The sequence below is a fragment of the Streptomyces sp. AM8-1-1 genome (assembly GCF_032229325.1).
GTDB lineage: Bacteria > Actinomycetota > Actinomycetes > Streptomycetales > Streptomycetaceae > Streptomyces > Streptomyces achmelvichensis.
On record NZ_CP135086.1, the window covers coordinates 6571241 to 6595461 of the forward strand.

Consider the following 24221-nt stretch of genomic DNA (forward strand, 5'->3'; position numbering starts at 1 on the left):
GCGGTGGTCCGAACAAGTCGGTTCTAGTTCAGCAGCCAGGTCAGGATCCGGGGCAGCGCGTGCAGGGCGTCGAAGTGCGCCGCCGTCGGTTCCAGGACCGCCGTCGCTCCGGGGATGCGCTGCGCGAGCCAGCGTGAGTGCCCCACCGGTGAGAACACGTCTTTCTCGCCGTGCCAGAGCATCACTTCGCCCTTGATGTCGGCCGGGTCGAACCCCCACGGGCTGCAGAAGGCCAGCGCGTCGTCGATCCAGCCGTACGCCGATGCGCGCAGCGCCTCCTGGTAGTTGCGCAGCAGCATGGACCGTACGCCCGCGTCCGCCACGACCATCCGGTCCGAGTCGGTCAGCTCCCGGCGCAGATCGTCGAGGAGCCGGATCGGGTCCTTCCTGATCTCGGCGGACCGCAGGATGAACCGTGCCGTGAGCCCCGCGGGGTCGTCCGACGCGAAGGTGTACTCCAGGACGTTGGACGCGGCCATGCCCTCGAACCAGTCGAGCCCGTCCGCGTCCCGGGGTGCGAGGGTGACCAGCGCCGCGGTGCGGGTGACCCGGTCCGGCATCAGCGCCGCGCAGGCCAGCGCGTGGGGCGCGCCGCCCGACCGGCCCACGACGGCGAACCGCTCCAGCCCGAGTTCGTCGGCGATCGCCCGGACGTCCTCGGCCACATCCGCGACGGAGCGCCCGGCCAACCGGTCCGAACCGCCGTAACCGGGACGGTCGTACGCGATCAGCTGGGTACGGCGCTGGTAGAGAACCATGCCGCGCGGGGCCGGGCCCAGCCGGCTGCCGGGTGTGCCGTGGAGCAGGAACACGGGCTTGCCGCGTGGATCCCCCAGCCGCTCCACCACCAGATGCCGCCCGTCCGACGCGCGCACCCGACGTCGCACCCCCGCCCCCTTCGTTCAGTGCCCGTACAAGAGTGCCCCGTACAAGCAAGGTGAGCCTTTGGCATTCCCCAACCGTTCGATGATTACCCATCAGAGCGTGTGACCGGGTCTCCCTTTGCGGCCAGGGGGGAGCTACCTTCGAAGAGGCACTGCATGCCGGTCCGCATCGCACCCCAGGGGGGCCCGTGATGATCGAGGCACTGGTGACGGCCGGCGCGACCGTCGCGTGCGCGGGAGTCGTCTATGTGATGGCGGCCGCCCGGGTGGTCAAGCAGTACGAGCGCGGGGTGGTCTTCCGGCTCGGAAAGCTCAGGCCATCCGTACGCGGCCCTGGATTCACCCTGATAGTCCCGGGCGTGGACCGGCTCCGTAAGGTCAATATGCAGATCGTGACGATGCCGGTTCCCGCGCAGGACGGCATCACCCGGGACAATGTGACGGTCCGGGTCGACGCGGTGATCTATTTCAAGGTGATCGATCCTTCCGACGCGGTGGTGCAGGTCGAGGACTACCGCTTCGCGGTCTCGCAGATGGCGCAGACGTCCCTGCGTTCGATCATCGGCAAGAGCGATCTGGACGATTTGCTCTCGAACCGGGAGCAGTTGAACCAGGGGCTGGAGCTGATGATCGACAGCCCGGCGGTCGGCTGGGGTGTGCAGATCGACCGGGTGGAGATCAAGGACGTGTCGCTGCCCGAGGCGATGAAGCGGTCGATGGCACGCCAGGCGGAGGCCGACCGTGAGCGCCGGGCCCGGGTGATCAACGCGGACGCGGAGCTCCAGGCGTCGAAGAAGCTGGCCGAGGCGGCGGGCGAGATGTCGAAGGAACCGGCGGCGCTGCAACTGCGGCTGCTCCAGACCGTGGTGGCGGTCGCCGCGGAGAAGAACTCCACCCTGGTGCTGCCCTTCCCGGTGGAACTGCTCCGCTTCCTCGAACGGGCCCAGCAGCCGCTGCCGGTCCCCCCTGTCGAACCCGCTCCCGCTCCCGCGGCGACCCCTGCCCCGGCGACTCCTTCTGCTCCCGCGAGTGCCCCTTCTCCTCCTGCCGTCGGTCCGGCAACAGGCCCCGAGGGGTCGGAATCAGGACAGGACTAGTCCTCACCCACTGCCCACGGCGTGATTGCTCGCCGTACATGTGCTGTTCGCGAAACGGAATGACCAGGGTCGACGTTTGCTGTGAAGGCGTTGTGAACGCCTCCGCGTTGTCGTGTGCGCGTCCTGAAGTCGACCTTGTGTGCTACCGATTGGTATCGGAATAGTGGGCGCCCCATCCTCCGTGTTCCGACACCCCACATGTCGGGACGCGGCCCCCACAGGAGGTTGAAGTTGAAGCACCGACGCAATCCCAAGAGAAAAGCCGCGATAGCGGGCGGCGCCGTCGTCGCACTCGTTGGAGCGGGCCTCACCTTCCAGAGTGCGAACGCCAGTGACAACACCGAGCAGTTCACCGCGAAGAAGCTGTCGGCGACCGCGGCCGGAAACCTCGCCAACACGCTGAGCGTGAAGCTGGGCGGCGACGCGGCGGGCACGTACTACGACGCCGACGCCAAGACGCTCATCGTGAACGTCATCGACGACGCTGCCGCCAAGGCTGTGCGCGACGCCGGCGGCAAGGCACGCGTCGTGGAGAACACCCTCGCCGAGCTGAAGAGCGCCCGGCAGACCCTCACCACCAAGGCGACCATTCCGGGCACCTCCTGGGCGGTCAACCCGGTCACCAACAAGGTCGTCGTCACCGCCGACCGTACGGTCAAGGGCGCGGCGCTGACCAAGCTGAACCAGGTCGTCAAGGGCCTGGGCGGCAAGGCGGAACTGAAGAAGACCGCCGGTGAGTTCAAGCCCTTCATCTCCGGCGGCGACGCCATCCACTCGGGCGGCGGACGCTGCTCGCTCGGCTTCAACGTCGTCAAGGACGGCGAGCCCCACTTCATCACCGCCGGACACTGCGGCCAGGCCGGCAGCCAGTGGTCCGACTCCGCGGGCGGTGCTCCGATCGGCGAGATGGTCGACTCGCAGTTCCCGGACAACGACTTCGCGCTCGTCAAGTACAGCGGCAGCACCGAGCACCCGAGCGAGGTGAACCTCTACAACGGCAGCTCGCAGGCCATCACCAAGGCGGGCGAGGCCACCGTCGGCATGCAGGTGCAGCGCAGCGGCTCCACCACCCAGGTGCACGACGGTGAGGTCACCGGCCTCGACGCCACCGTGAACTACGGCAACGGCGACATCGTCAACGGCCTCATCCAGACCACGGTCTGCGCCGAGCCCGGTGACAGTGGCGGCTCGCTCTTCGCGGGCGACACCGCAGTCGGTCTCACCTCGGGCGGCAGCGGTGACTGCTCCTCGGGCGGCGAGACCTTCTTCCAGCCGGTGCCCGAGGCCCTTCAGGCCTTCGGGGCCGAGATCGGCTGACGCACCACTCTGTGAGCCATGAGGCCCGGGTCACCCCTCAGGGGTGGCCCGGGCTTTGCTCATGCCGCTCGTGTTCCCCGCCTCGTCCGCCGGCCCCTCGCCTCCCGCCGGTTCCTTCTTCTTCCGCTTCCGCCAGGAACGCGGCTTCTGCGTCTCAGGCTGCTCTCCGCGCAGAGCCTGCCGCGCGGCCCAGAGGACGGAGACCAGCGGAACCGCCACCACCGCACCCACCACTCCCGCCGCGATGGCCCCGCCGACGACCGAGAGTGCCACCACCACCGGGTGCAGCCGGACCGCCCAGCTCATCACGAGCGGGTGCAGCAGATGCCCCTCGATCTGACCGATGATCACGATCAGCGCGACGACGACGGCCGCGATCACCGGCCCTTCGGACGCCAGTGCCACCACCGCGGCAACGGCCAGCGCGATGGGGGAGCCGATCAGCGGAATGAAAGCGGCGAAGAATTCGAGCAGGGCCAGGGGCACGGCCAGCGGTACTCCGAGGGCGAACAGGGCCACGCCCACCAGGATGGCGTTGGTCGCCGCCACCAGCACGATGCCGTGTGTGTATCCGGTGAAGGTCCGCCAGCCCGCCCGGCCGGCCAGCGCCACCCGGTCCCGGGCCCCCGCCGGCAGCTGTGAGCAGAACCAGTTCCACTGCCGGTCGCCCGACTGGAGGAAGAAGACCGAGCAGAAGAGCGCGAGCGCCAGCACGGTGAGCACCTGCACCAGCCGCCCGGCGCCGCTGAGAGCGGTACTGATCAGGGTGGACCGGTGGCTGGACAGGAACTGCCCGATCCGGGACTGGAGATCGGTGAGCGCCTCGGGGTTCAGCCGGAACGGAGGCTGCTCCAGCCAGCGCTCGATCCTGCCGATCCCGGCGCCGAACTCCTCCTGGAGCACGGCGCGTTCACCGGCGACCGTCTCGCCGACGAGGGCCAGGACGCCGAGGAGGACGATGATGCTGCCGAGCAGGGACACGGCGACGGCGATCGCCCGCGGCATCCGGCGGGCCAGCAGATCGGCGATCGGCCGGAGCATCGCGGTCACGACCAGACCGAGGAAGACGGCCACGGCGATCTCGTGGAAGCGCCCGAGGATCGAGAAGACGGCGTACACGAGCGCGCCGACCACGAGCACACGCCAGGAGTACGCGGCCGCGGTCCGCAGCGCGGGGGACACCGGTGGTCCGGAATTCCGGCCGGTTCTCCCGTTCCGGCCGGGCGGAACGGCCGGTCCGCGGGAGGCCCGGCGAGCGGCGCGGATCCGCGGGCCCCGCTCTCCGGACGGCCGGGCGGGGGACGGAGCCCCGGGCCGGGGACCGTTGCCGGGCTGTGTGTCGCCGCGCTCTGGCGGTCCGAGTCGTCCGGGCATCGGCTCGCCTCAGCCCATGGTGCCGGGACGGCCCGCGGTGGCCGCCCTTCCGGCTCGGTCCCGCCGGCTCCCATCGGCTCCGCCGCTCGCGGCCACCTCCGCACCGGCCCCCGTGCCGCCGGGGCGGAACACCGCGGCGGCGATCGTGAGCGCCGTACCCGCCACCGCCCACACGGCGAGCACCAGCATCGGGACGCCCGCGCCGTTGCCCCTGAAGTACGCGATCGAGCGGGCGGCGTAGGTGCCCGCGCCCGGCGGCAGTGCGGGTCCGATGGTCCGCCAGAACGCCGGCAGCAGCGGATGGGGATACGCGCCGCCCGCACTCGGATTGCCGAGCACGACCACCAGCAGGATCGCGATGCCGATGCCGATGACGCCCACGAGGCCCTGGAGGGCGAGCGTGATCGACCCGACCGCGAAGACCAGCAGCGTGCCGAGGCCCCACAGGGCAGGAAGGCCGCCCGGCAAGGCGTCCAGGACGGGGCCCGCGATCACGGATCCCAGCAGGCCGGCGAGGATTGAGTACAGCAGCAGGGCGCCCAGCCGGATCACGGCGCGGGATCCGTTGGCGGGCCGTGCGCCCGCGCTGATCGCGAGGATCGCCGCGCACAGATAGCCGCCCACGCACCATCCGACGACCAGGTAGAACGACGAGAGCCCGCGGGCGTCGCCCGGGGTGCCGGGGACCACGTCCACCACCGTCAGGGACCTGCGCTGCCCCTTCTCGGCCGCCGTGACGACTTCGGTGATCGCCTGGGAGAGCGAGGCGCCGCCGCCACTGGCAACCAGCAGCCGGGCGGTGCCATCGGGACCGAGGACGAGTGCGCCGTCGATGTCCCGGTTCCGGATCTGTTCGACCGCCGCCGTCTCGTTCCGGACCGGCCGGGGGTCGATCGGCTGGCCCGGCAGGGTGGAAAGCCGGTACAGGACCTCGTCGGAGACCTGGCTCGAATGCGCCGTGACGGCCAGCGGGACCCTGTGCGGCGCGGGTGCGTGGAAGGCGCCGATGTACGACGTGATGAAGGCCAGCTGGATCGCCAGCACCCCGAGGACCAGGAGTGCGGCCCGTGCGCTCACCGCGTCCTTGAGCTCGCCGAGGAATCCTCCGCGAGGGTCGTCCGATGTGCGCGTCATGGCCTCCACGCTGGGTCTCGCCCCGTGTTCCCGCAGGTGGGGCGGGTCCGAATGGCTGATGCGCGCCATGTCGTACGTATGTTCGAAACTTGGTCTATGGTGGAGGAGGGGGAGGTGAGACGGACTGATCCAGGAGGTGTGGGTGCCCGGGTTCACGCATCTGCACACCGTTTCCGGGTTCTCCCTGCGGTACGGGGCATCGCATCCGGAGCGGCTGGCCGCGGGTGCCGCCGAGCGGGGTATGGACGCCCTTGCGCTGACTGACCGCGACACCGTCGCGGGCGCGGTCCGCTTCATCAAGGCCTGCGGGAAAGAGGGGGTCAGGCCGCTGTTCGGGGTGGACCTCGCGGTGGGGGAGCGGGCGCGGCAGGAGGGGCCGACCGAGCGCCGGCGTGCTCCCGTGCGCGGTGGTGCCTTTCTCGACGAGTCCGCTCCGCGGGCCGTCTTTCTGGCGCGGTCCCGCCGGGGCTGGGCCGAGCTGTGCCGACTGGTGACCGCCGCGCATGCGGCGGACGACGGTCTTCCGCTGCTGCCCTGGAACGACAGTCACGGCGACGATCTGACCGTTCTGCTCGGGCCCGCGTCCGAGATCGGCCGGGCGCTCGCCGCGGGCCGCCCCGACCGGGCGGCCACGCTGCTCACACCCTGGCAGGAACGTTTCGGCAATGGGCTGCGCCTCGAAGTCGTCCACCACGGACTCCCGGGCACCGGCCCCGGCTCCCTGCGGCACGCCGCACGCACCCTCGGCTTCGCCGCCGAACACGGCGTACGGGCCGTGCTGACCAATGCCGTCCGCTACGCCGACCCCGGCCAGGGCCCGGTCGCCGACGTCCTCGACGCGGCCCGCCGCCTGGTGCCCGTCGACCCGCGCAAGGGTCTCGACAGCGGGGAGCGCTGGCTCAAGGGCCCGGACGCGATGACCGCGCATGCCGAGAGGGTCGCCGAGGCCGCGGGCTTCCGCCGGGACACCGCGCACCGGCTGCTCGCCATGACCGAGGAGACGGCGGCCGCGTGCCGGGTCGACCCCGAGGACGATCTGGGGATCGGTGCCGTCCACTTCCCCGAACCGCATCTGGTCGGCGCCGGGCGGCGCTCCCCGCAACGGGTGCTGGCCTCCCGCGCCGCCGCCGGCATGGTGCTGCGCGGCTACGACAACCGCCGCGACTACTGGGAGCGCATGCACCACGAGCTCGACATCATCGCGTACCACGGCAACGCCTCGTACTTCCTGACGGTCGCTCAGGTCGTCGACGACGTCAAGAAGATGGGCATCCGGGTCGCGGCACGCGGCTCCGGGGCGGGCTCCCTCGTCAACCATCTCCTCGGCATCGCGCACGCCGACCCCGTCGAACACGGCCTGCTGATGGAGCGCTTCCTCTCCACCCGGCGGCGGGTGCTGCCCGACATCGACATCGACGTGGAGTCCGCCCGCCGGATCGAGGTCTACCGTGCGATCATCGACCGCTTCGGCGAGGAGCGGGTCGCCACCGTCGCCATGCCCGAGACCTACCGGGTACGCCATGCGGTACGCGACGTGGGCGCCGCGCTCTCCATGGACCCGGCCGAGATCGACCGCATCGCCAAGTCCTTTCCGCACATCCGCGCCCGTGACGCCCGCGCCGCCATGGAGGAACTGCCCGAGCTGCGCGCCCTCGCCGCCGAGAAGGGGAAGCACGGACGGATGTGGGAGCTGGTCGAGGCGCTGGACGCGCTGCCGCGGGGGATCGCCATGCACCCGTGCGGGGTGCTGCTCTCGGACGCCTCGCTCCTGACCCGTACCCCGGTGGTGCCCACCAGCGGGGAGAGCCTGCCCATGGCGCAGTTCGACAAGGACGACGTGGAGGAGCTCGGGCTGCTCAAACTCGACGTCCTCGGCGTACGGATGCAGTCGGCGATGGCGCACGCGGTCGCCGAGGTGGGGCGGGCGACGGGGGAGAAGGTCGACATCGATGCCGTACCGCCGGGCGACCCGGACACCTACCGGCTGATCAAGTCCACCGAGACGCTGGGCTGTTTCCAGATCGAGTCGCCGGGCCAGCGGGATCTGATCGGCCGGCTCCAGCCGTCGACCTTCGACGACCTGGTGGTCGACATCTCGCTGTTCCGGCCGGGCCCGGTCGCGGCCGACATGGTGCGGCCGTTCATCGAGGCCCGGCACGGCCGGGCGCCGGTCCGCTATCCGCACAAGGACCTGGAGAGGCCGCTGAAGGAGACCTACGGAGTCGTCGTCTTCCATGAGCAGATCATCGAGATGCTGGACATCATGACCGGCTGCGGACGGGACGAGGCCGACCGGGTGCGGCGCGGGCTGTCCCACCCCGAGTCGCAGGGAGCGATCAAGGTCTGGTTCGCCCGGCAGGCGGCGGCCAGGGACTACACCGCCGACGTGATCGCCCGCACCTGGGAGATCATCGAGGCCTTCGGCTCGTACGGTTTCTGCAAGGCGCACGCGGTGGCCTTCGCCGTGCCGACCTATCAGTCGGCATGGCTCAAGGCGCACCACCCGGCGGCCTTCTTCGCCGGTCTGCTCACCCATGACCCGGGGATGTACCCGAAGCGGCTGCTGCTGGCGGACGCGCGGCGGCGCGGAGTCCCCGTACTGCCGTTGGACGTGAACCGGTCGGCGGTCGCTCATCAAATCGAACTGGTGTCTGAAGAGGGGCGCGAGGCCTGGGGGTTGAGGCTCGCCCTCTCGGACGTCCACGGCATCAGTGAGGCCGAGGCGGAGCGCATCGCGAACGGCCGCCCCTACTCCTCGCTGCTGGACTTCTGGCAGCGCGCCCGCCCCGGCCGCCCGGTCGCCGAACGGCTCGCCCAGGTCGGTGCGCTGGACGCCTTCGGCGCGAACCGGCGCGACCTGCTGCTGCATCTCGCCGAACTCCACCGCGGACAGCGCGGCAAGAGGGCCGGCGGGTCCTACGGCAGTCAACTCCCGCTCGGGCAGGGGGAGAAGACCGCCCCCGTCGGGCTGCCCGACCTCGGTGACGCGGAACGCCTCAGCGCCGAGCTCGGCGTCCTCGGCATGGACGCCTCCCGGCATCTGATGGGTGATCACCACTCCTTCCTGAAGGAGCTGGGAGTGCTCTCGGCCCAGCAACTGCGCTCGGCGAAGCACGGGCAGACCGTGCTGGTCGCGGGTGCGAAGGCGGCCACCCAGACACCGCCGATCCGGTCCGGGCGCCGGGTCATCTTCAGCACGCTCGACGACGGCACCGGCCTGGTCGACCTCGCCTTCTTCGACGACAGCCACGCCGCATGCGCCTACACCGTCTTCCATTCCTGGCTGCTGCTGGTGCGCGGGGTGGTGCAGCGGCGCGGCCCGCGCAGCCTCAGCGTGGTCGGCGCGGCCGCCTGGAACCTCGCCGAACTGGCGGAACTGCGGCGGACGGGAGGCCTCGACGCGGTCGCGGCACGGCTGACCGCTCCCGTGGAGGGCGACGGGCGGGCCCCCGCCGACAACGGGCGCCGGATCCAGCTGTCGACCGGCTACGAACTCAACCCCTGGGCGGACCTTCAGCCGCCGGGTGAGCAACAGGCGGCAACGGGGAGGAAGTTGTGGCACCAGAGTCCCGGGAGCGCCGGATGAACCAGAATCCCCCGAGCCCCGACCGGCCGGACGCAGGGCAGGGAGCCGGAGCCGGCGGACCGTACGGCCGTGCGGCGAGCGTCCTGCATGTGCGCTGCGCCCCGGCGCTCCCCGAGGACGAGTACCGGGCGGTGCTGGAACTGCTGCGGGAGTTCTCTCCCGTCGTCCAGGCCATCCCGCCCTCGGCTGCGCTGGTGCAGGCCCGGGGAGCGCAGCGGTACTTCGGTGCGGATGCCGTGCGGATCGCGGAGATGGTGCGGTTGCGCGCGGTGGCCCGGCTGGGCACGGACGTACGGATCGGGGTGGCCGGCACCTGGGCGGTGGCGGCGATGGCCTCCGCCCGGGTACCGGAACCCGGCGGCATCGTGGCGGTGCCCGAGGGCGGGGTGGACGACTTCCTCGCGCCGCTGCCGGTGGAGGCGCTGCACGGCATCGGCTCCCGGCAGGCCGAGGCGCTGCACGCGTACGGCCTGCACACCGTCGGCGCGCTGGCCGCCGTCCCGCAGGGTGTCGTCGAACGGATCCTGGGCCGGCGGGCGGGACGGCAGGCCGCGGAGCGCGCCCGCGGTGTCGACCCACGTCCCGTCACGCCCAAGGACCTGCCGCCCGCGGCCGCCGTCCGTCACCGGTTCACCGGGCACGAGCTCGACGGCGCCCTGGTCAGGGCCGCGCTTCTCGATCTGGTGGTACGGCTGGGCGCGACTTTGCGCGACCGCCGTCAGGCCGCCCGGGCGCTGTCCTTGAAGCTCCAGTTCGCCGGTGGCACGCACTGGGAGAAGACCCGGCGGCTCCCCGAACCGTCCGGCCACGACGAGGATCTGCGGACCGCGGCGTACCGGATGATGGACGCCGCCGGACTCCAGCGTGCCCGGCTGACGGGCATGGTGCTGCGCGCCGAGGACCTCACCGAGGCCGAGAGGGTGGCCCGGCAGATCTCGCTCGACCCGGTGCGGGAATCCCGTCTCACGGCGGAGGTGGCTGTCGACCGGGCGAACGCGCGGTTCGGCGCGGGCACGGTGCGGCCGGCGGCCACGTTCCGCAGGGCGTCGTAGGGGCGGGCGGGGAGCGCGGGGTGGGTGCGGGGCGGGTGCGGGGGCGGGCCAACCTCCGGCGCCGATGCCGGACTTCGCCTCTCGCGCCGCGGACATCCCTGCGCGGCCCATGCCGCTGCCCGGACCCGCCGGCCCCGGGCCCTCTGATCTCCTGAGACCCGAACCCCATGGCCCCGGTCCCGGCCCGGACTCAAACCTGCCGCCGGAGCGGATGGTGTACCACCGCCGCGCCCGCCCGCCGTGCCGCGTGCCGCCGCTGACCGGCGGAGATCGCTTATTGACACAAGTTCAATTTTTACCGACGCGTAACTTCCCAGTCGCGGTTACTCGTGCGTAGTTTTGTCGTGGGCACCACAAATCCAGCCATCGCTACTCCCTTGAGCCGCAAGGAGATTGCCCGATGCTGCCCTGGAAACGTGCACTGAGACCCCTTGCCGCCCTGCTGCTGGCCGCCGCCGTCAGCCTGACTCCCGCAGCCGCCGCCCACGCCGATTCGGCCACCGCCGACACCGCCACCGCATCGGCACCCCACAGCGGTTGGAACAACTACAGCTGCAAGCCCTCCGCCACCCATCCCCGCCCCGTCGTTCTCGTCCACGGAACCTTCGGGAACTCGATCGACAACTGGCTCAGCCTCGCTCCGTACCTGGTCAAGCGCGGCTACTGCGTCTTCTCACTCGACTACGGGCAGCTCCCCGGCGTGCCCTTCTTCCACGGCCTCGGCCCCATCGACAAGTCCGCCGAGCAACTCGACACCTATGTCGACAAGGTGCTCGCCGCGACCGGCGCGGCCGAGGCGGACCTCGTCGGCCACTCCCAGGGCGGCATGATGCCGCGCTACTACCTCAAGTTCCTCGGCGGCGCCGACAAGGTGAACGCCCTCATCGGCCTGGCGCCCGACAACCACGGCACCACGCTGTCCGGCCTCACCGCGCTCCTGCCGTACTTCCCCGGAGCCGAGGACCTGCTCAGCTCCGCCACCCCGGGGCTCGCCGACCAGATCGTCGGCTCCGCCTTCCTGACCAAACTCAACGCGGGCGGCGACACCGTGCCCGGCGTGCGTTACACCGTCATCTCCACCCGCTACGACCAGGTGGTCACGCCCTACCGCTCGCAGTACCTGGACGGCCCGGGCGTCAAGAACGTCCTGGTCCAGGACCTGTGTCCGGTGAACCTGTCGGAGCATCTCGCCATCGGGCTGTTCGACCGGATCGCGTACCACGAGGTGGCCAACGCCCTTGACCCGGCGAACGCCCGACGCACGACCTGCGCGTCCGTCTTCAGCTGACACCGAAGAACGGACGCGCAGTTTCGCCACCCGGCGAGGGATGCTCAGCGGCCGTGACGGCCGCCTGCCGTCGCCCTGCGCCGGGCCGTGCCGAACAGTGCGGCCGCACCGAGAGCGAGGGCGGCGGCGCCCCCGATAGCGATGTACGGGGTGCTGCTGTCACCACCGGTCTCGGCGAGGTTCTCGCTGCCCGAGGTGCCCGGGGCAGCGGCGCTGTTCGGCTCGGGGGCGTTGTCCCCGGCCTGCTCGGCCTCCTCGCCGGCGGCCTGGCCCGCGGGCTTTTCGCCGGCCTCCTCGCCGGGCGCTTCCGTGCCGGTCTGCTCGGAGCCCTTGCCCGCCTCGTCGTGCCCGTCGCCGCCGTGACCGTTGTGGTCCACGGTCGACTTGTCGGCACCGTCGGCTATCTCCTCCTCGGAGGGCGCAGCGGCGGTCGGGGCGCTGCCGGCGCCGCCGTTGTCCTGCCCGAACACCACGTCGGAACAGGTGTAGAAGGCCTCGGGGGAGTCCGAACGCTGCCAGATGGAGTAGACGAGGTGGCGGCCGGACTTGTTCGGGACGACACCGTCGAAGACGTACTCACCGTTGACCAGCTTCGGGTCGGTGACCTTCGCGAACGGCTTGGCCTCCAGGTCCGACCACTTCAGCGGCTTCGTCGGGTCGTACCCGTCCTTGGTCAGGTACAGCTCGAAGGAACCCTTGTGGGGCGCGGTCGCCTTGTAGTGGAAGGTGCGGTTGCCGGCCGACATCTTGCTGGAAGGCCAGTCACCGCGGGGCAGATCGAGCCCCTTGTACTTGTCGCGGCCCGCGCTGCACAGCTTGCCGTCCGGGATCACCTGCTGGTGATTGCCCGCGGCGTTGGCGATGTTGACCTCGTTCCAGTCGTACAGGGGCTGCGTACCGCCGGCCGCGACCGCAGCCTTGCACGCCGCGGAGACCGGACTCTCCGGCCCCTCGGCGAAGCAGGCGGACACCCGGCTGACCGGGTCCGTCATCGAGCCGTGGGCGAAGGCCGGAGCGGCGGAAAGCCCGGCGATCACGATCGGCGCGACGCCGAGTGCGGCGAGCGTGGTGACCTTACGGCGAGCGGTCATGGTGACGTTCTCCTCAAGACGGACACATGGGGGGATCCCAGGGCGGGCCCGGACGGGCGGCACAACCCCCCGTGGCTCAGCGGCACCGACAGTCCGAACCAGCCCCGGCGATCAGCAAGCTAGCCCTTCGACGAGCCGAAATCGCCTGCTGGGAGGGGATGGAGGGGATCCTTATGGTCGCTTTAAGGAGGCGGTAAGGAGGGGCTGAGGAAGGCTGCGGAGCGCGCACGTCTGACCACGAGGTTCGGGGCCTGGCCGTCCGTGGTCGTCCGGCGCAGTCCACCCTGTGCCGCTGCGTTTGGCTCCCCGTTTGGCTCCCCATGGGCCGTGGTCTCGTGTCGGCAAGGGTTCCGTCCACGATCAGCACCATGTCTCTACGGAAGCGGCTCCGCAGCCGCAGCCGCAGCCGCAGCCGCAGCGCGAGCGAGGCCTGAGTTGGCTCACGATCCGGCCCGGGGCCGACTTCGAGAGCCCGAACAAGGGGCCGCTGCCGCAAGGTCAGGTTCGTCCGCCAGTACGCCGCAACCAGCAACGCCCCGTCCTCCAGCGGCAGAGACGGCCCCTGCAGACAAGGGGCGGACCTCCGCGTCGCGGCACGGTGATCAGCCTCCCGAACTGCTTCGGACTCAGCCCGGAGTACGGCGCAATCCATGACGGCTCCGACGCCGTGATCACAGCCCCACGTGAAGATCATCCCCGTGGCTCCGCACGCCCAGGGACTTGCAGCCCGTGACTCTGCCCGGCCCGAGGTCAGTACAGCCAGCGGTCCAAAAGCTCTGGCCAGAGAAACCCCTCGTAGCCGTTGAAGGCCGCCGGGTCGATCTCCCTCAGCTCCTCGGCCAGCCGGTGCAGCTCGGCGAAAGCTCGCTCTTCCTCCTCTTCGGAGAAGTGCTCCTCGGGTCCGTCCGGCTCGCTGAGAAGCTCTGAGACGGTGACGCGACTGCCGTAACAGTGAAGGACGTCGAGCCACACAGCGACACCCGAGTTTGCGAACCATGCCTCCCCGTCCGGCATGACGAAGTAGACCGCTCCGGTCTCCGGCTCAACACCGAACCACGACCGCTCAACCGGCGTATGGGGGTCGGTGTCCTCCGTGAGGCGGTAGAGCGGACCACGCGACGTGCGCAGGACCGGATCGGCCTCGCTCTGCATCACGACCCGCTCGATGAGGCGCGGAGCCACCGGGATGCCCACCTCGACGAGCTGCGTCTTCATGGACTCGGGGATGGATCCGCCAGCCGGCCACGATGTCCCGTCCGACTCGCGCGACACGACCCGGACCGGCCCACTCGGTCAGCCGGTCGTACGTCGCCATCGAACGATCCTCTTCCATCAGCTGCGGTCCTGACCCTACCGAGACCGAGCCGGTCTCAGGCCAAGGCAGGACCACCTTTGTCGGACAGCCCTTAGCGAGCGCCAGTGCGAGGTTGAGGACTGTCTCCGGGCCGGCTCCTCTTGGAGCGTCGTTACGGCCTCGCCGCCTATCCGGCGTCAGGCAACTCGACTTGCCGCAGTCGCGTCGACTCCTCGGACTCCTGCCGCTCCGCCTTTCGTCCATTCTCAACACGCACCATCGTCAACCATGGCCACAGGTCGGGCAGCGACTGAGCAGCGCAGGCCAGACGGTGCTCGATCCGGCAGCGCTGGAATGGGTCGGGCGGACACACCCCGTACACGGTCACCCGTCCATCAGGCAGCGCGATCCACCGATATTCAGCCGGCACCCGATGCGCCAACACCGTCAACTCCGGCTCCAGCAGCACCCAGTCCTGCTCCAAGGTCGGCACGCGATCCTGCGGTAGCCCGCAGGACGAGCACCGGAACTTCCCGCCGGCAATACGCCGTGCCCGCTCGTCAGAAACCCCCATGGAGCCAGCGTCCGCAGACATCAGGCACATGCGAAGAGTGCGAATCGGACGGGAGGCACGTGACCAGGCGACGCCACCGGGACGTGAGACGCACCGACAGGTGCACGGTGCAACCGGAGGACACGGACGGCCAGGCCGAGAAGCACGCCGTCGAGGTCCGTGGCACCTGGATCGCGACCCGATACGGAGCACCGACCGGGGGATGGTCACGGGATGGCCACTACTTCCACGTATTCTTCACATGTTGCTCTGCGGGGCACTACGGTCACTCCACCCGAAACGCCGCAGGGGGATGAGATGGCCAACCCGTACACCGCTCCCATACCGCCGACACCGCGCCCGCCGGGCACCCGCCCGCTCCACAAGCGAGTTGTCGTCTGGATCGGCGGCTCGGCCCTGCTCGTCGCGGGCGCGCTCATCGGTTCCACGGGGGACGACGGGCAAAAGCCCGTCGGGGCCAAGGTCAAGCCCGCGACGACGATCACCGCGACTGTCACAGCCACGCCCGAACCCGGCCCGACCGTCACCGAGACCGTCAGAGCCAAGGCGAAGCCCGCCCCCGCCGTCACCGTCACCAAGACCGCTACCGCCAGGGCCGCCGACACGGGCAGCAACAGCAGCAACAGCAACAGTCAGGACAGCACCGGCACGTGCACGATCGTCTCCAACGCGGGGAATTGCTACTCGGCAGGACAGTTCTGCCGGAACAGCGACCACGGAGCCGTCACCACCAACGCGAGCGGCACGAAGATCAAGTGCACCTACAGCTCAAACGCATGGCGTTGGACCTACATCTGACGAAACACGCCACAACCCCATGAGGCGCGTCCATCGGGTGACGTCGCGCGCTGGGCACAGGCCATGCCGATGGTCCGTCACCCCGAAGCATTCCGGCCGCCCGCCCACCGCGTACGCGGCGATCCGGACAACCCGCTCCCCGCGCCCGACACCCCCGCGCGTGCCACCCCTCCGGCCGTCCCGGCGTTTTAGGCTCGGGCCGCAGGAGTAGACGCCGAGCAAAGGAGCCGTCCGTGGCCTTGAGCCGTGAAGAGCGTGAGCAGTTCCTCGCCGAGCCCCATGTCGCGGCGCTGGCCGTGGACGAGGGGGAGAAGGAGCGAGCGCCGCTGACCGTGCCGATCTGGTATCAGTACGCGCCCGGTGGTGACATCTGGATCATGACGGGGCGCGACTCCCGGAAAGGGCGGGCCATCGCGCAGGCAGGGCGGTTCTGCCTGATGATCGACCGCTTGGAGCCCACCATCCGGTACGTCTCCGTCGAAGGGCCCGTCACCGAGACGATCCCCGCCACCCGAGAGCTTCTTCAGGAGATCTCGGCACGCTATCTGCCGGCCGACAAGGTCGACGCCTACGTCGACATGGCCTGGAAGAGCCACGGCGAGCAGGTGGTCATCCACATGCAGCCGCAGCGCTGGGTCAGCTCGGACCTCGGCTCACTCTGACGGACCGGGCGGAGGGCCCTCGGGTCCCCGCCGGCGGGACCGCCTGCCCGGGCGCGCACGGTCCGGGCGGGCAAGAGCCCAGGCCAGTGCCGCCTCAGCCGTGGGCCAGGCGGTAGCGCGGCCCAAGCCGCTCCCGCCTCAGCCGCCGGTCAGGCCGCACCGCCGCCCCCGCCTCAGCCCCCCGTCAGGCGGTACCGCCGCTCCGGCCGGCCCGTGCCGCCGTAGCGCAGTGTGACCTCCGCCCGGCCGACCGCGGCGAAGTACTCCAGGTACCGGCGCGCGCTCACCCGCGACAGCGAGCCCGCCTCCGCGCACTCGGACGCCGACAGATCGCCCGTGTGCTCCCGCAGGATCCGCTCGACCAGTTCGGCGGTGTGCAGGGCCAGCCCCTTGGGCAGTTCGCGTGAACCGGGCGGCCGGGTGCCGAAGATCTGGTCGACGTCCTCCTGCCGCGCCTCGCCCAGCCGGTCGAAGCGGGACCGCAGCGATGCCACGTGTCGCAGCTGCTCCTGCAGTGCCGCCTGGTTGAACGGCTTGATCAGATAGTGCAGCGCCCCCGCGCGCAGCGCCGCCCGCACCAGGCCGGCGTCCCGGGCGGCCGTGATGAACAGCGCGTCCACGCTTCCCCGCGTCTCGTCGCGCTCCTCGGCCGCCCGCAGCTCGCGCAGCACGCTGATCCCGTCCATGTCGGGCAGATAGATGTCGAGGAGCACGAGCTCGGGCCGCAGACGCTCGGCCGCGCGCAGCGCTTCGGCGCCGCTGTGGGCCACACCGACGACCCTGAAACCTTCCGTCGCGGACACATAGCGGCTGTGCAGCTTGGCGACCATGAAGTCGTCGTCCACCACCAGCACGTTCATCACGCCGTCACGGTAGGACGTGACCACAAGGACCACAACGTCCGTTGATTGCGGAAGGGAGACAGCTTCTCAACGCGCAGGCAACATGTGGGCCACTTCACACTCCCACCACCGAGAGGCGGCTCCCGTGCGATTGCGCACTCCCCTCGCCCTGCTCGGGGCAGCGTTGCTGGTGCTCGTGGGGCCGCCGCTGCTCTCCGCGGGGAAGGGTTCCGACACCGGTACCCAGATCCCGGGCCTGCGCTTCATGGTCCCGAACACACCCGGCGGCGGCTACGACATCACGGCCCGTACGGCGGCCAAGAACGCCGAGGACGCCGAACTCACCCACAACGTCGAGGTGTTCAACCTGCCCGGCGCGGGCGGCACGGTCGGACTGACCCGGCTCGTCGGCGAACGCGGCAACGGCAGGCTCGCCATGTCCATGGGACTGGGCGTCGTCGGTGCCGTCCACACCAACAAATCGCCCAAGACGCTCGCCGACACCACCCCGATCGCCCGGCTCACCGAGGAGCCCGACATCGTCGTGGTCTCCAAGGACTCGCCGTACAAGACGATCGGGGACCTGCTCGCCGCCTGGAAGAAGAACCCGGGCAAACTGCCGGTCGGCGGCGGTTCGTCACCCGGCGGGCCCGACCATCTCGCGCCGATGCTGATGGCGCAGGCGGCGGGGATCGCGCCCCGGACCGTCAACTACGTCCCCTTCGACGGCGGCGGCGAACTGCTCGCCTCGATCCTCGGCAACAAGGTCGCCTTCGGTGTCTCGGGCGTCGGGGAGTACCTCGACCAGATCAAGGCCGGTGAGCTGCGGCTGCTCGCCGTCACCGGCCCGAAACGGGTACCCGGACTCGATGCGCCCACGTTGCGTGAGGCCGGGCTGGACACGGAGTTCACCAACTGGCGCGGCATCGTCGCCCCGCCCGGCCTCTCCGACGCCGAGCGCGACAAGCTCGTCGCCCTGATCAGCGAACTCCACGACTCCGAGCAGTGGAAGGAGTCGATGAAGAAGAACGGCTGGGACGACGCGTTCCTCGCCGGGGAGAAGTTCGGCGACTTCCTCGACGCGCAGGACAAGAGCGTCGACTCGGTGCTGAAGGAGCTGGGACTGTGACCACCACGGACACCACAGAGGCACCGGGGCCCCGCCGCTCCTGGCTGCGCGATCACTCCGAACTGGGCGTCGGCGTCCTGCTGCTGGCCATCGGTGTGCTCGTCCTCACCGACGCGCTGACCATGGACGTCGACATCGCCCAGCGCGGGCCCGTCGGACCCAGGACCGTGCCGCTCGTCGTCGGCATCGGCCTGGTGCTCGTCGCCGTACTGCTCACCGTCGACGTCCTGCGCGGCGGACGCGGGGAGGCGGAGGGCGGCGAGGACATCGATCTGTCCGAACCGAGCGACTGGCGCACGGTACTGCTGCTGGCCGGAGTCTTCCTGGCCTTCGCCGTGCTCATCGGGCCGGTCGGCTTCCCCATAGCCGGAGCACTGCTGTTCTGGGGCGCCGCCTTCGCCCTCGGCAGCAGGCACCTCGACCGCGACCCGCTGATCGCCGCTGTCCTCTCCCTCCTCACGTACATCGTGTTCAACAACATGCTCGGTGTCCCGCTGCCGGGCGGTCCGCTGATGGAGGTGCTGTAGATGGACTCCCTCAACTCCCTCATCGACGGCTTCGGCACCGCGCTGACCCCGATCAATCTGCTGTGGGCCGCGATAGGCGTGCTGCTCGGCACCGCGATCGGGGTGCTGCCCGGCATCGGACCGGCCATGGCCGTGGCCCTGCTGCTGCCGGTGACATACGGGCTCGAGCCCACCGGTGCGTTCATCATGTTCGCGGGCATCTACTACGGCGCGATGTTCGGCGGCTCCACCACCTCGATCCTGCTGAACACCCCCGGCGAGAGCGCCGCCGTCGTCGCCGCCATCGAAGGCAATCCGATGGCCAAGGCGGGCCGCGGAGCACAGGCGCTGGCGGCCGCGGCCGTCGGCCACTTCGCCGGCGGCATGATCGGCACCATCCTGCTCGTCGTGCTCGCGCCGACCGTCGCCGAACTCGCGGTGGACATCGGCGCACCCGACTACTTCGCCATCATGGTGCTGGCGTTCATCGCGGTCACGTCCGTCCTCGGCTCCTCCCGCATCCGCGGTCTGGCCTCGCTGCTGATCGGCCTCACGCTCGGACTCGTCGGCCTGGACCAGATGACCGGACAGCAGCGGCTCACCTTCGGCTCGCTGCAACTCGCCGACGGCATCGACGTCGTCATCGTCGCCGTCGGACTCTTCGCCATCGGCGAGGCCCTGTGGGTCGCCGCCCATCTGCGCCGCAGCAGCGGCGAACCCATCCCGGTCGGCCGGCCCTGGCTCGGCAGGTCGGACGTCCGGCGTACCTGGAAGTCATGGCTGCGCGGCCCCGTCATCGGCTTCCCGTTCGGTGCGATCCCGGCCGGTGGAGCGGAGATCCCGACCTTCCTGTCGTACGTCACCGAGAAGCGGCTGTCCAAGCACAAGGAGGAGTTCGGCAAGGGCGCCATCGAAGGGGTCGCGGGGCCCGAGTCGGCGGCCTCGGCGTCGGCCGCGGGCACCCTGGTGTCGATGCTGACCCTCGGTCTGCCGACCACCGCGGTCGCGGCCGTGATGCTGGCCGCGTTCCAGCAGTACGGGATCCAGCCCGGCCCGTTGCTCTTCGAGCGCGAGCCGGACCTGGTGTGGGGTCTGATCGCCTCGCTCTTCGTCGGCATGGTGCTGCTGCTCGCGCTGAACCTGCCGCTGGCGCCCGTGTGGGCGAAGCTGCTGCGCATCCCGCGCCCGTACCTGTACGCCGGCATCCTGTTCTTCGCCGGTGTCGGCGCGTACGCGGTCGGCGGCGAGGCGCTCGACCTGGTCATCCTGCTGATCATCGGCCTGATCGGCTTCGGGATGCGGAGGTACGGACTTCCCGTGCTGCCGGCGGTGATCGGTGTGATCCTCGGCCCGGCCGCCGAACAGCAACTGCGGCGCGCGCTCCAGATCAGCGACGGCAGTGTGAGCGGCCTGGTCGACACGCCGTTCTCGGTGACGGTGTACGCCGTGATCGTGATCCTGCTGGCGTGGCCGCTGATCAGGAAGGTGATCCCCGGACGCGGTCGCACCGCGGCATGACGGAACGGATGCGCCCCGCCCTCGGCCGTGTCAACGGTGACGGGCGGGGCGCATCGCCGGCTACACCTCGCCGTACCGGGCCGACAGCTCGGCCAAGGCGCCCTGCCGGGCGAGGAGTTCGAGCTCATCGAGCGCCCTGACCGCCTGCGCGGCGGCCTCGGGATCGCGCCCGGCGAGCCCGCTGTCGGCGAACTCGTCCTCGTCCAGCCGCAGAATCGCCGATCCGTCGGCCGACACCCACAGATCGAGATCCAGGTCCTCCACGCTCAGCTCGCCGTCCACGAGCCGCGCGGGCCTGGTCACATCGCAGTACCAGCCCTTGAAGGTGCCGTCGCCGGTGCGGACCTCCTTCACCGCGTACCACCGGTCGCGCCAGTAGTGCTCGGTGAAGACGTCGCCCGGCTCGAAGCGGACGAAGCCGAAGTCACGCACTCCGCCGGACGCCCAGGCCGCGCGGACCACGAGATGGGTGCCGTCGTCGGCGATCAGGTCCGCCGGGTAACGGATCTTGGTGGCGCCCGCCTTGACGAGCCGTACCTCAACCGAGGCTGCGGGCATGGCGTACCTCCGTCGCACAGATCTCGTAGCCGAACCAGGTGTTGACCGCCAGCATCGGTCCGTTGTCGGCGTCGTTGCTGGTGAACGCCTCCGTGTAGCCCGCGGCCCGGGCTCTGCGCAGCGAGTCGGACTTGGCGAGCTTGGCGAAACCGCGCCCGCGGTGGGCGCGCAGCGTGCCGGTCATGCCGGAGAGATAGCGCGTACCGCCGTCCGACTGGGCGGCGGTGAACGCGGCGACCTCGCCGTCCACCATCACGACCGTGCTGAGCTCGTGGTCGAGCAGCGGATGGTGCCAGGTGTGGTTGAGCCAGTCGTCGTAGTCGTCGAAGTCGACGGAGATGTCACCCGGCTCGTCGGACGTGGTCTCCGCGTCGGCCCGGAACATCGGCCGCGGGTCGGCCGCGAAGTCCGCGACCGTACGCAGCTCGACGCCCGCCGGCAGCGGGGGCGGGGGCGGCAGTGTGCCGTTCGCCAGGTCCAGCCGCTGGAAGTGCGCCGAGCGGGACGGCCGGTAGCCGCGGTGCTCGGCGAAGGCGCGCGAGGCGGGTTCGTCGGCCACCCAGGCGTACGCGGTCGCCGCGCCGACGCCGGCCAGATGCTCCTCGGCGGTGCGCAACAACAGGCCCCCGACGCCATGACGACGGTGCCCGGGCAGGACCAAGGGCGCGACGGACGACACCCCCGGCTCCGTCGCGTCGTACGCCACGCCCGCCGAAGCCGTGCCGACGATCTCCCCGTCCCGCTCGGCGACCAACAGCCGGTGGTGCTTCGCGGGGTTGGCCCTCTCCACGTCGAACAGGACGGCCTCGGGTGTCGTCACCTCGTACGGCAGCACGGTACGCGCCACCCGGCACACAGCGGGTGCGTCCTCGCGGCGGAAATCACGGACGATCACAGTCATGGTCGCCGACGCTACGCGCGCGCCCGGACGTGTCGCCTCCCAATTTCCGCCGGTGGGGGAGAATCGGAAGGGTGACCTTGAAGATCGCCATCGACGCGGACTCCGCGACCGCCCCGTACGAACAACTGCGCGCGCAGATTTCCGCCCGGGCCCGGTCCGGGCGGCTGCCTGTCGGGTACAAGCTGCCCACCGTGCGCGGGCTGGCGGAGGAGCTGGGGCTGGCGGCGAACACGGTCGCCAAGGCGTACCGCGCGCTGGAGGGGGACGGGGTGATCGAGACGCGCGGGCGGAACGGGACGTTCGTGGCGGCTGCGGGGGACGCCGCCGAGCGGCGGGCCGCCGTGGCGGCGGGGGAGTACGCGGCGGAGGCACGGCGCCTCGGACTGACGCGGGCGGCTGCGGAGGCCGCCGTCTCGGACGCGCTGCGCGCGGCGTACGGCACCTGAGGTCCGCGGCGGCGCGCCCGGAAATCTCCGCGAGGCCGGTCCGGAGGCCGGTCGGGAGGCCGGGGGCCGCGGGGCCGGTCCGGGATGCCGGTCGGGAGGCCGGTCCGGGACGCTGGTCGGGATGCCGGTCGGGAGGCCGGGGCCGCGAGGCCGGTCCGGTATACCGGTCGCGACGTCGGTCCGGGACGCCGCCCCTAGAGGTACAGCCCCGCGTCCACGCCCTGCTGGTTCGGGACCGACGCCGGGCTGTGGCCGCGGCGCAGGGCGTACAGCTCGGCCAGGGTCGCGCCCTCGCGGCCCACGCCCTCCTCCGTGCCCAGCCAGTTCACCGCCTCCGTGCGGGTCAGCGAGCCCACCTCGATGCGGGCCAGACAGCGACCCGGGCGGACCACCGCCGGGTGGAGGCGCTCCAGGTCCTCGTTGGTCGTCACACCCACCAGGACGTTCCGGCCCTGTCCGAGCAGCCCGTCGGTGAGGTTGAGCAGCCGGGACAGTGCCTGGCCCGCCGTGTGCTTGGCCTCGCCGCGGATCAGCTCGTCGCAGTCCTCCAGGAGCAGCAGCCGCCAGCGTCCCTTGGCGGTGCCGTCGTCCTCGCCGATCGCGATGTCCATCAGATAGCCGACGTCGTTGAACAGCCGCTCCGGGTCCAGTACGCAGTCGACCTGGCACCAGTCCCGCCAGGACCGGGCCAGCGTGCGCAGCGCGGACGTCTTGCCCGTACCCGGCGGGCCGTGCAGCAGAAGCAGCCGGCCCGCGATGTCGTCGGGCGTCACCTTCATCAGCCGGTCCATCGCGTCGGCCACCGGCGCCGTGTAGTTGGACCGCACCTCTTCCCAGGTGCCGGCGGCGATCTGGCGGGTCGTGCGGTGCGGGCCGCGCCGCGGGGAGACGTACCAGAACCCCATCGTCACGTTCTCCGGCTGCGGCTCGGGTTCGTCCTCCGCGCCGTCCGTCGTCGCCTTGAGGATCTTCTCCGCCAGCTCCTCGCTGACCGCCGTCACCGTGACATCGGCCCCGCGGTTCCAGCGGGACACCAGCAGGGTCCAGCCCTCGCCCTCGGCGAGCACGGCACTGCGGTCGTCGTCGCGGGCCGAGCGCAGCACGGTGGCCGACGGCGGCAGCAGTGTGGCCCCGGACTTGACGCGGTCGATGGAGGAGCTGTGGGAGTGCGGCTGCTCGCCCGTCGCGAAACGGCCGAGGAACAGCGCGTCGACGACATCCGACGGCGAATCGCTGTCGTCGACGTTGAGCCGGATCGGCAGTGCGTCTTGAGGCTGTGCGGACATGGGGCCCATGATCCGTCACCGAACCTGTCCGCGCACGGTGTTTTGACCGGTGGCGCGTTCCGGTGGGGCCGCGCCCGGTGGTGGCATCAGGTGCGGGCCTCCCGGAGCAGTGTCACGGCCCGGCGTGTCCTGCGCACGACGGCGTACCCCTTGGTGAGGGCACGGTCCCTGGCGAAGTTCCTGGCGACGGCCCGCCCTTCGATCAACTGCTCGAACTCCGAGATGTCCGTGCTGCGCCGTACGGTCACGCGTTCCAGGGCGTACGGGCCCTGGGCGCGGCGGGCGAGTGCGTTGCCCACGGCGAGCGACTGGGTGAAGCCCGCCTCCCGGACCGTCCGCCGTACCCGGCGGCTGGAGTAGCCGTAGGGGTAGGCGAAGGAGACGGGCGGCTCGCCCAGTTCACCGGCGATGATGTCGCGGCAGCGGACGGTCTCGTACCGCAGCCGCTCGTCGTCGAGCTGGTCCATCTGGGGATGGGTGTGGGTGTGGCCGCCGATCTCCGTGCCCGCGGCGGCCAGTTCACGCACCTGGTCCCAGTCGAGCATCGTGTCGAGCGCGCCGCCCTCGTCGTGTTCACCGCGCAGCCAGCCGGTCGAGACGAACAGCGTCGAGGTGAATCCGTGTCCGGCGAGGACGGGAAGGGCGTGCCGGTGCACGCCCTCGTAGCCGTCGTCGAAGGTGATCAGCACCGGCCGGTGCGGCAGCGGACGGCTGCCGCCCGACCGCCAGGCACCGGCCAGCTCCGACGTCGTCACCGGCGTGAACCCGCGCTTGTCGAGCAGATCGAGCTGCTCGGCGAAGGCGTCGGGGGTGACCGAGAGACCGAGCGTCTCCTCGGACGGCCGGTGCGCGACGGCGTGGTACATCAGGATGGGGACGGGTCG

At 70.9% G+C, this 24221-nt stretch carries 22 protein-coding genes and 1 pseudogene; 11 read left to right on the plus strand and 12 right to left on the minus strand.

Annotated features, from left to right (window positions below):
• Window positions 1-23 precede the first annotated feature (23 nt).
• Window positions 24-887 (minus strand): alpha/beta fold hydrolase, encoded by an 864-nt coding sequence (locus RPQ07_RS29300; protein WP_313947216.1) that lies wholly within the window; start codon window positions 885-887, stop codon window positions 24-26.
• 188 nt (window positions 888-1075) lie between these two features.
• Here RPQ07_RS29300 and RPQ07_RS29305 point away from each other — a divergent pair, with 188 nt between their 5' ends.
• Together RPQ07_RS29305 and RPQ07_RS29310 are read left to right on the plus strand one after the other, a co-directional pair.
• Window positions 1076-1981 carry a slipin family protein gene (locus RPQ07_RS29305; protein WP_313947217.1) on the plus strand — a complete coding sequence of 302 codons (906 nt, stop codon included), beginning with the start codon at window positions 1076-1078 and terminating at the stop codon, window positions 1979-1981.
• Window positions 1982-2179: 198 nt separating this feature from the next.
• Entirely contained in the window at window positions 2180-3298 is a 1119-nt protein-coding gene (locus RPQ07_RS29310) for a S1 family peptidase (protein ID WP_313947218.1), read from the plus strand.
• A gap of 30 nt (window positions 3299-3328) precedes the next feature.
• Here the strand turns inward: RPQ07_RS29310 and RPQ07_RS29315 are convergent, their stop codons facing one another.
• Together RPQ07_RS29315 and RPQ07_RS29320 are read right to left on the minus strand one after the other, a co-directional pair.
• Window positions 3329-4480 carry an AI-2E family transporter gene (locus RPQ07_RS29315; protein WP_313947219.1) on the minus strand — a complete coding sequence of 384 codons (1152 nt, stop codon included), beginning with the start codon at window positions 4478-4480 and terminating at the stop codon, window positions 3329-3331.
• A gap of 201 nt (window positions 4481-4681) precedes the next feature.
• Window positions 4682-5806 (minus strand): DUF3533 domain-containing protein, encoded by a 1125-nt coding sequence (locus RPQ07_RS29320; protein ID WP_313947220.1) that lies wholly within the window; start codon window positions 5804-5806, stop codon window positions 4682-4684.
• A gap of 142 nt (window positions 5807-5948) precedes the next feature.
• Between RPQ07_RS29320 and RPQ07_RS29325 the strand changes: the two genes are divergently transcribed.
• The 3 genes from RPQ07_RS29325 (at window position 5949) to RPQ07_RS29335 (ending at window position 11732) form a co-directional block, all read left to right on the plus strand.
• Window positions 5949-9392 (plus strand): DNA polymerase III subunit alpha, encoded by a 3444-nt coding sequence (locus RPQ07_RS29325; protein WP_313947221.1) that lies wholly within the window; start codon window positions 5949-5951, stop codon window positions 9390-9392.
• On the plus strand, window positions 9389-10444 hold the full coding sequence (locus RPQ07_RS29330) for a hypothetical protein (protein WP_313947222.1): 1056 nt from the start codon (window positions 9389-9391) through the stop codon (window positions 10442-10444). The genes RPQ07_RS29325 and RPQ07_RS29330 overlap by 4 nt, the downstream gene beginning before the upstream one ends.
• Before the next feature lie 400 nt (window positions 10445-10844).
• Complete coding sequence (locus tag RPQ07_RS29335; protein WP_313947223.1) at window positions 10845-11732, plus strand: lipase family alpha/beta hydrolase; 888 nt, start codon at window positions 10845-10847, stop codon at window positions 11730-11732.
• Window positions 11733-11776: 44 nt separating this feature from the next.
• Here the strand turns inward: RPQ07_RS29335 and RPQ07_RS29340 are convergent, their stop codons facing one another.
• The 4 genes and pseudogenes from RPQ07_RS29340 to RPQ07_RS29355 all read right to left on the minus strand — a co-directional run bounded on the left by RPQ07_RS29340 (window position 11777) and on the right by RPQ07_RS29355 (window position 14691).
• Window positions 11777-12823: a lytic polysaccharide monooxygenase gene (locus tag RPQ07_RS29340; RefSeq protein ID WP_313947224.1), complete on the minus strand. Its 1047-nt coding sequence runs from the start codon at window positions 12821-12823 to the stop codon at window positions 11777-11779.
• A 307-nt stretch (window positions 12824-13130) separates the two neighbouring features.
• Window positions 13131-13498, minus strand: a pseudogene (locus RPQ07_RS29345) (helix-turn-helix domain-containing protein); the annotation flags it as partial.
• A 75-nt stretch (window positions 13499-13573) separates the two neighbouring features.
• Window positions 13574-14038, minus strand: coding sequence for an SUKH-4 family immunity protein (locus tag RPQ07_RS29350; RefSeq protein ID WP_313947225.1), 465 nt, complete (start codon window positions 14036-14038; stop codon window positions 13574-13576).
• A 266-nt stretch (window positions 14039-14304) separates the two neighbouring features.
• Complete coding sequence (locus tag RPQ07_RS29355) at window positions 14305-14691, minus strand: DUF6083 domain-containing protein (RefSeq protein ID WP_313947226.1); 387 nt, start codon at window positions 14689-14691, stop codon at window positions 14305-14307.
• Window positions 14692-14988: 297 nt separating this feature from the next.
• Here RPQ07_RS29355 and RPQ07_RS29360 point away from each other — a divergent pair, with 297 nt between their 5' ends.
• Together RPQ07_RS29360 and RPQ07_RS29365 are read left to right on the plus strand one after the other, a co-directional pair.
• Window positions 14989-15489, plus strand: a complete 501-nt coding sequence (locus tag RPQ07_RS29360; RefSeq protein ID WP_313947227.1) for a hypothetical protein — start codon at window positions 14989-14991, stop codon at window positions 15487-15489.
• 233 nt (window positions 15490-15722) lie between these two features.
• Window positions 15723-16151 carry a pyridoxamine 5'-phosphate oxidase family protein gene (locus tag RPQ07_RS29365; RefSeq protein ID WP_313947228.1) on the plus strand — a complete coding sequence of 143 codons (429 nt, stop codon included), beginning with the start codon at window positions 15723-15725 and terminating at the stop codon, window positions 16149-16151.
• A gap of 173 nt (window positions 16152-16324) precedes the next feature.
• Here the strand turns inward: RPQ07_RS29365 and RPQ07_RS29370 are convergent, their stop codons facing one another.
• A complete protein-coding gene (locus RPQ07_RS29370) occupies window positions 16325-17011 on the minus strand; it encodes a response regulator (RefSeq protein ID WP_313949069.1) in 687 nt (228 codons plus the stop codon).
• A 127-nt stretch (window positions 17012-17138) separates the two neighbouring features.
• On the opposite strand from RPQ07_RS29370, the gene RPQ07_RS29375 reads away from it, so the two are divergent.
• From RPQ07_RS29375 to RPQ07_RS29385, 3 genes are read left to right on the plus strand one after another with little or no spacing between them, the layout of a single operon-like run.
• The gene (locus RPQ07_RS29375; protein ID WP_313947229.1) at window positions 17139-18122 is read left to right on the plus strand and encodes a tripartite tricarboxylate transporter substrate binding protein; all 984 of its coding nucleotides are present in this window, start codon (window positions 17139-17141) and stop codon (window positions 18120-18122) included.
• On the plus strand, window positions 18119-18649 hold the full coding sequence (locus RPQ07_RS29380; RefSeq protein WP_313947230.1) for a tripartite tricarboxylate transporter TctB family protein: 531 nt from the start codon (window positions 18119-18121) through the stop codon (window positions 18647-18649). The genes RPQ07_RS29375 and RPQ07_RS29380 overlap by 4 nt, the downstream gene beginning before the upstream one ends.
• Window positions 18650-20146, plus strand: coding sequence for a tripartite tricarboxylate transporter permease (locus RPQ07_RS29385; protein WP_313947231.1), 1497 nt, complete (start codon window positions 18650-18652; stop codon window positions 20144-20146).
• A 60-nt stretch (window positions 20147-20206) separates the two neighbouring features.
• Here RPQ07_RS29385 and RPQ07_RS29390 read toward each other — a convergent pair whose 3' ends face one another.
• Entirely contained in the window at window positions 20207-20704 is a 498-nt protein-coding gene (locus tag RPQ07_RS29390; protein ID WP_313947232.1) for a DUF402 domain-containing protein, read from the minus strand.
• Window positions 20685-21605: a GNAT family N-acetyltransferase gene (locus RPQ07_RS29395; RefSeq protein WP_313947233.1), complete on the minus strand. Its 921-nt coding sequence runs from the start codon at window positions 21603-21605 to the stop codon at window positions 20685-20687. The genes RPQ07_RS29390 and RPQ07_RS29395 overlap by 20 nt, the downstream gene beginning before the upstream one ends.
• A 71-nt stretch (window positions 21606-21676) precedes the next feature.
• On the opposite strand from RPQ07_RS29395, the gene RPQ07_RS29400 reads away from it, so the two are divergent.
• The gene (locus RPQ07_RS29400) at window positions 21677-22051 is read left to right on the plus strand and encodes a GntR family transcriptional regulator (protein WP_313947234.1); all 375 of its coding nucleotides are present in this window, start codon (window positions 21677-21679) and stop codon (window positions 22049-22051) included.
• Window positions 22052-22245: 194 nt separating this feature from the next.
• On the opposite strand, the gene RPQ07_RS29405 is transcribed toward RPQ07_RS29400, so the two are convergent.
• Both RPQ07_RS29405 and RPQ07_RS29410 read right to left on the minus strand, forming a co-directional pair.
• The gene (locus tag RPQ07_RS29405; protein ID WP_313947236.1) at window positions 22246-23337 is read right to left on the minus strand and encodes a DUF5925 domain-containing protein; all 1092 of its coding nucleotides are present in this window, start codon (window positions 23335-23337) and stop codon (window positions 22246-22248) included.
• 86 nt (window positions 23338-23423) lie between these two features.
• On the minus strand, window positions 23424-24203 hold the full coding sequence (locus RPQ07_RS29410) for a polysaccharide deacetylase family protein (RefSeq protein WP_313949070.1): 780 nt from the start codon (window positions 24201-24203) through the stop codon (window positions 23424-23426).
• Window positions 24204-24221 lie beyond the last annotated feature (18 nt).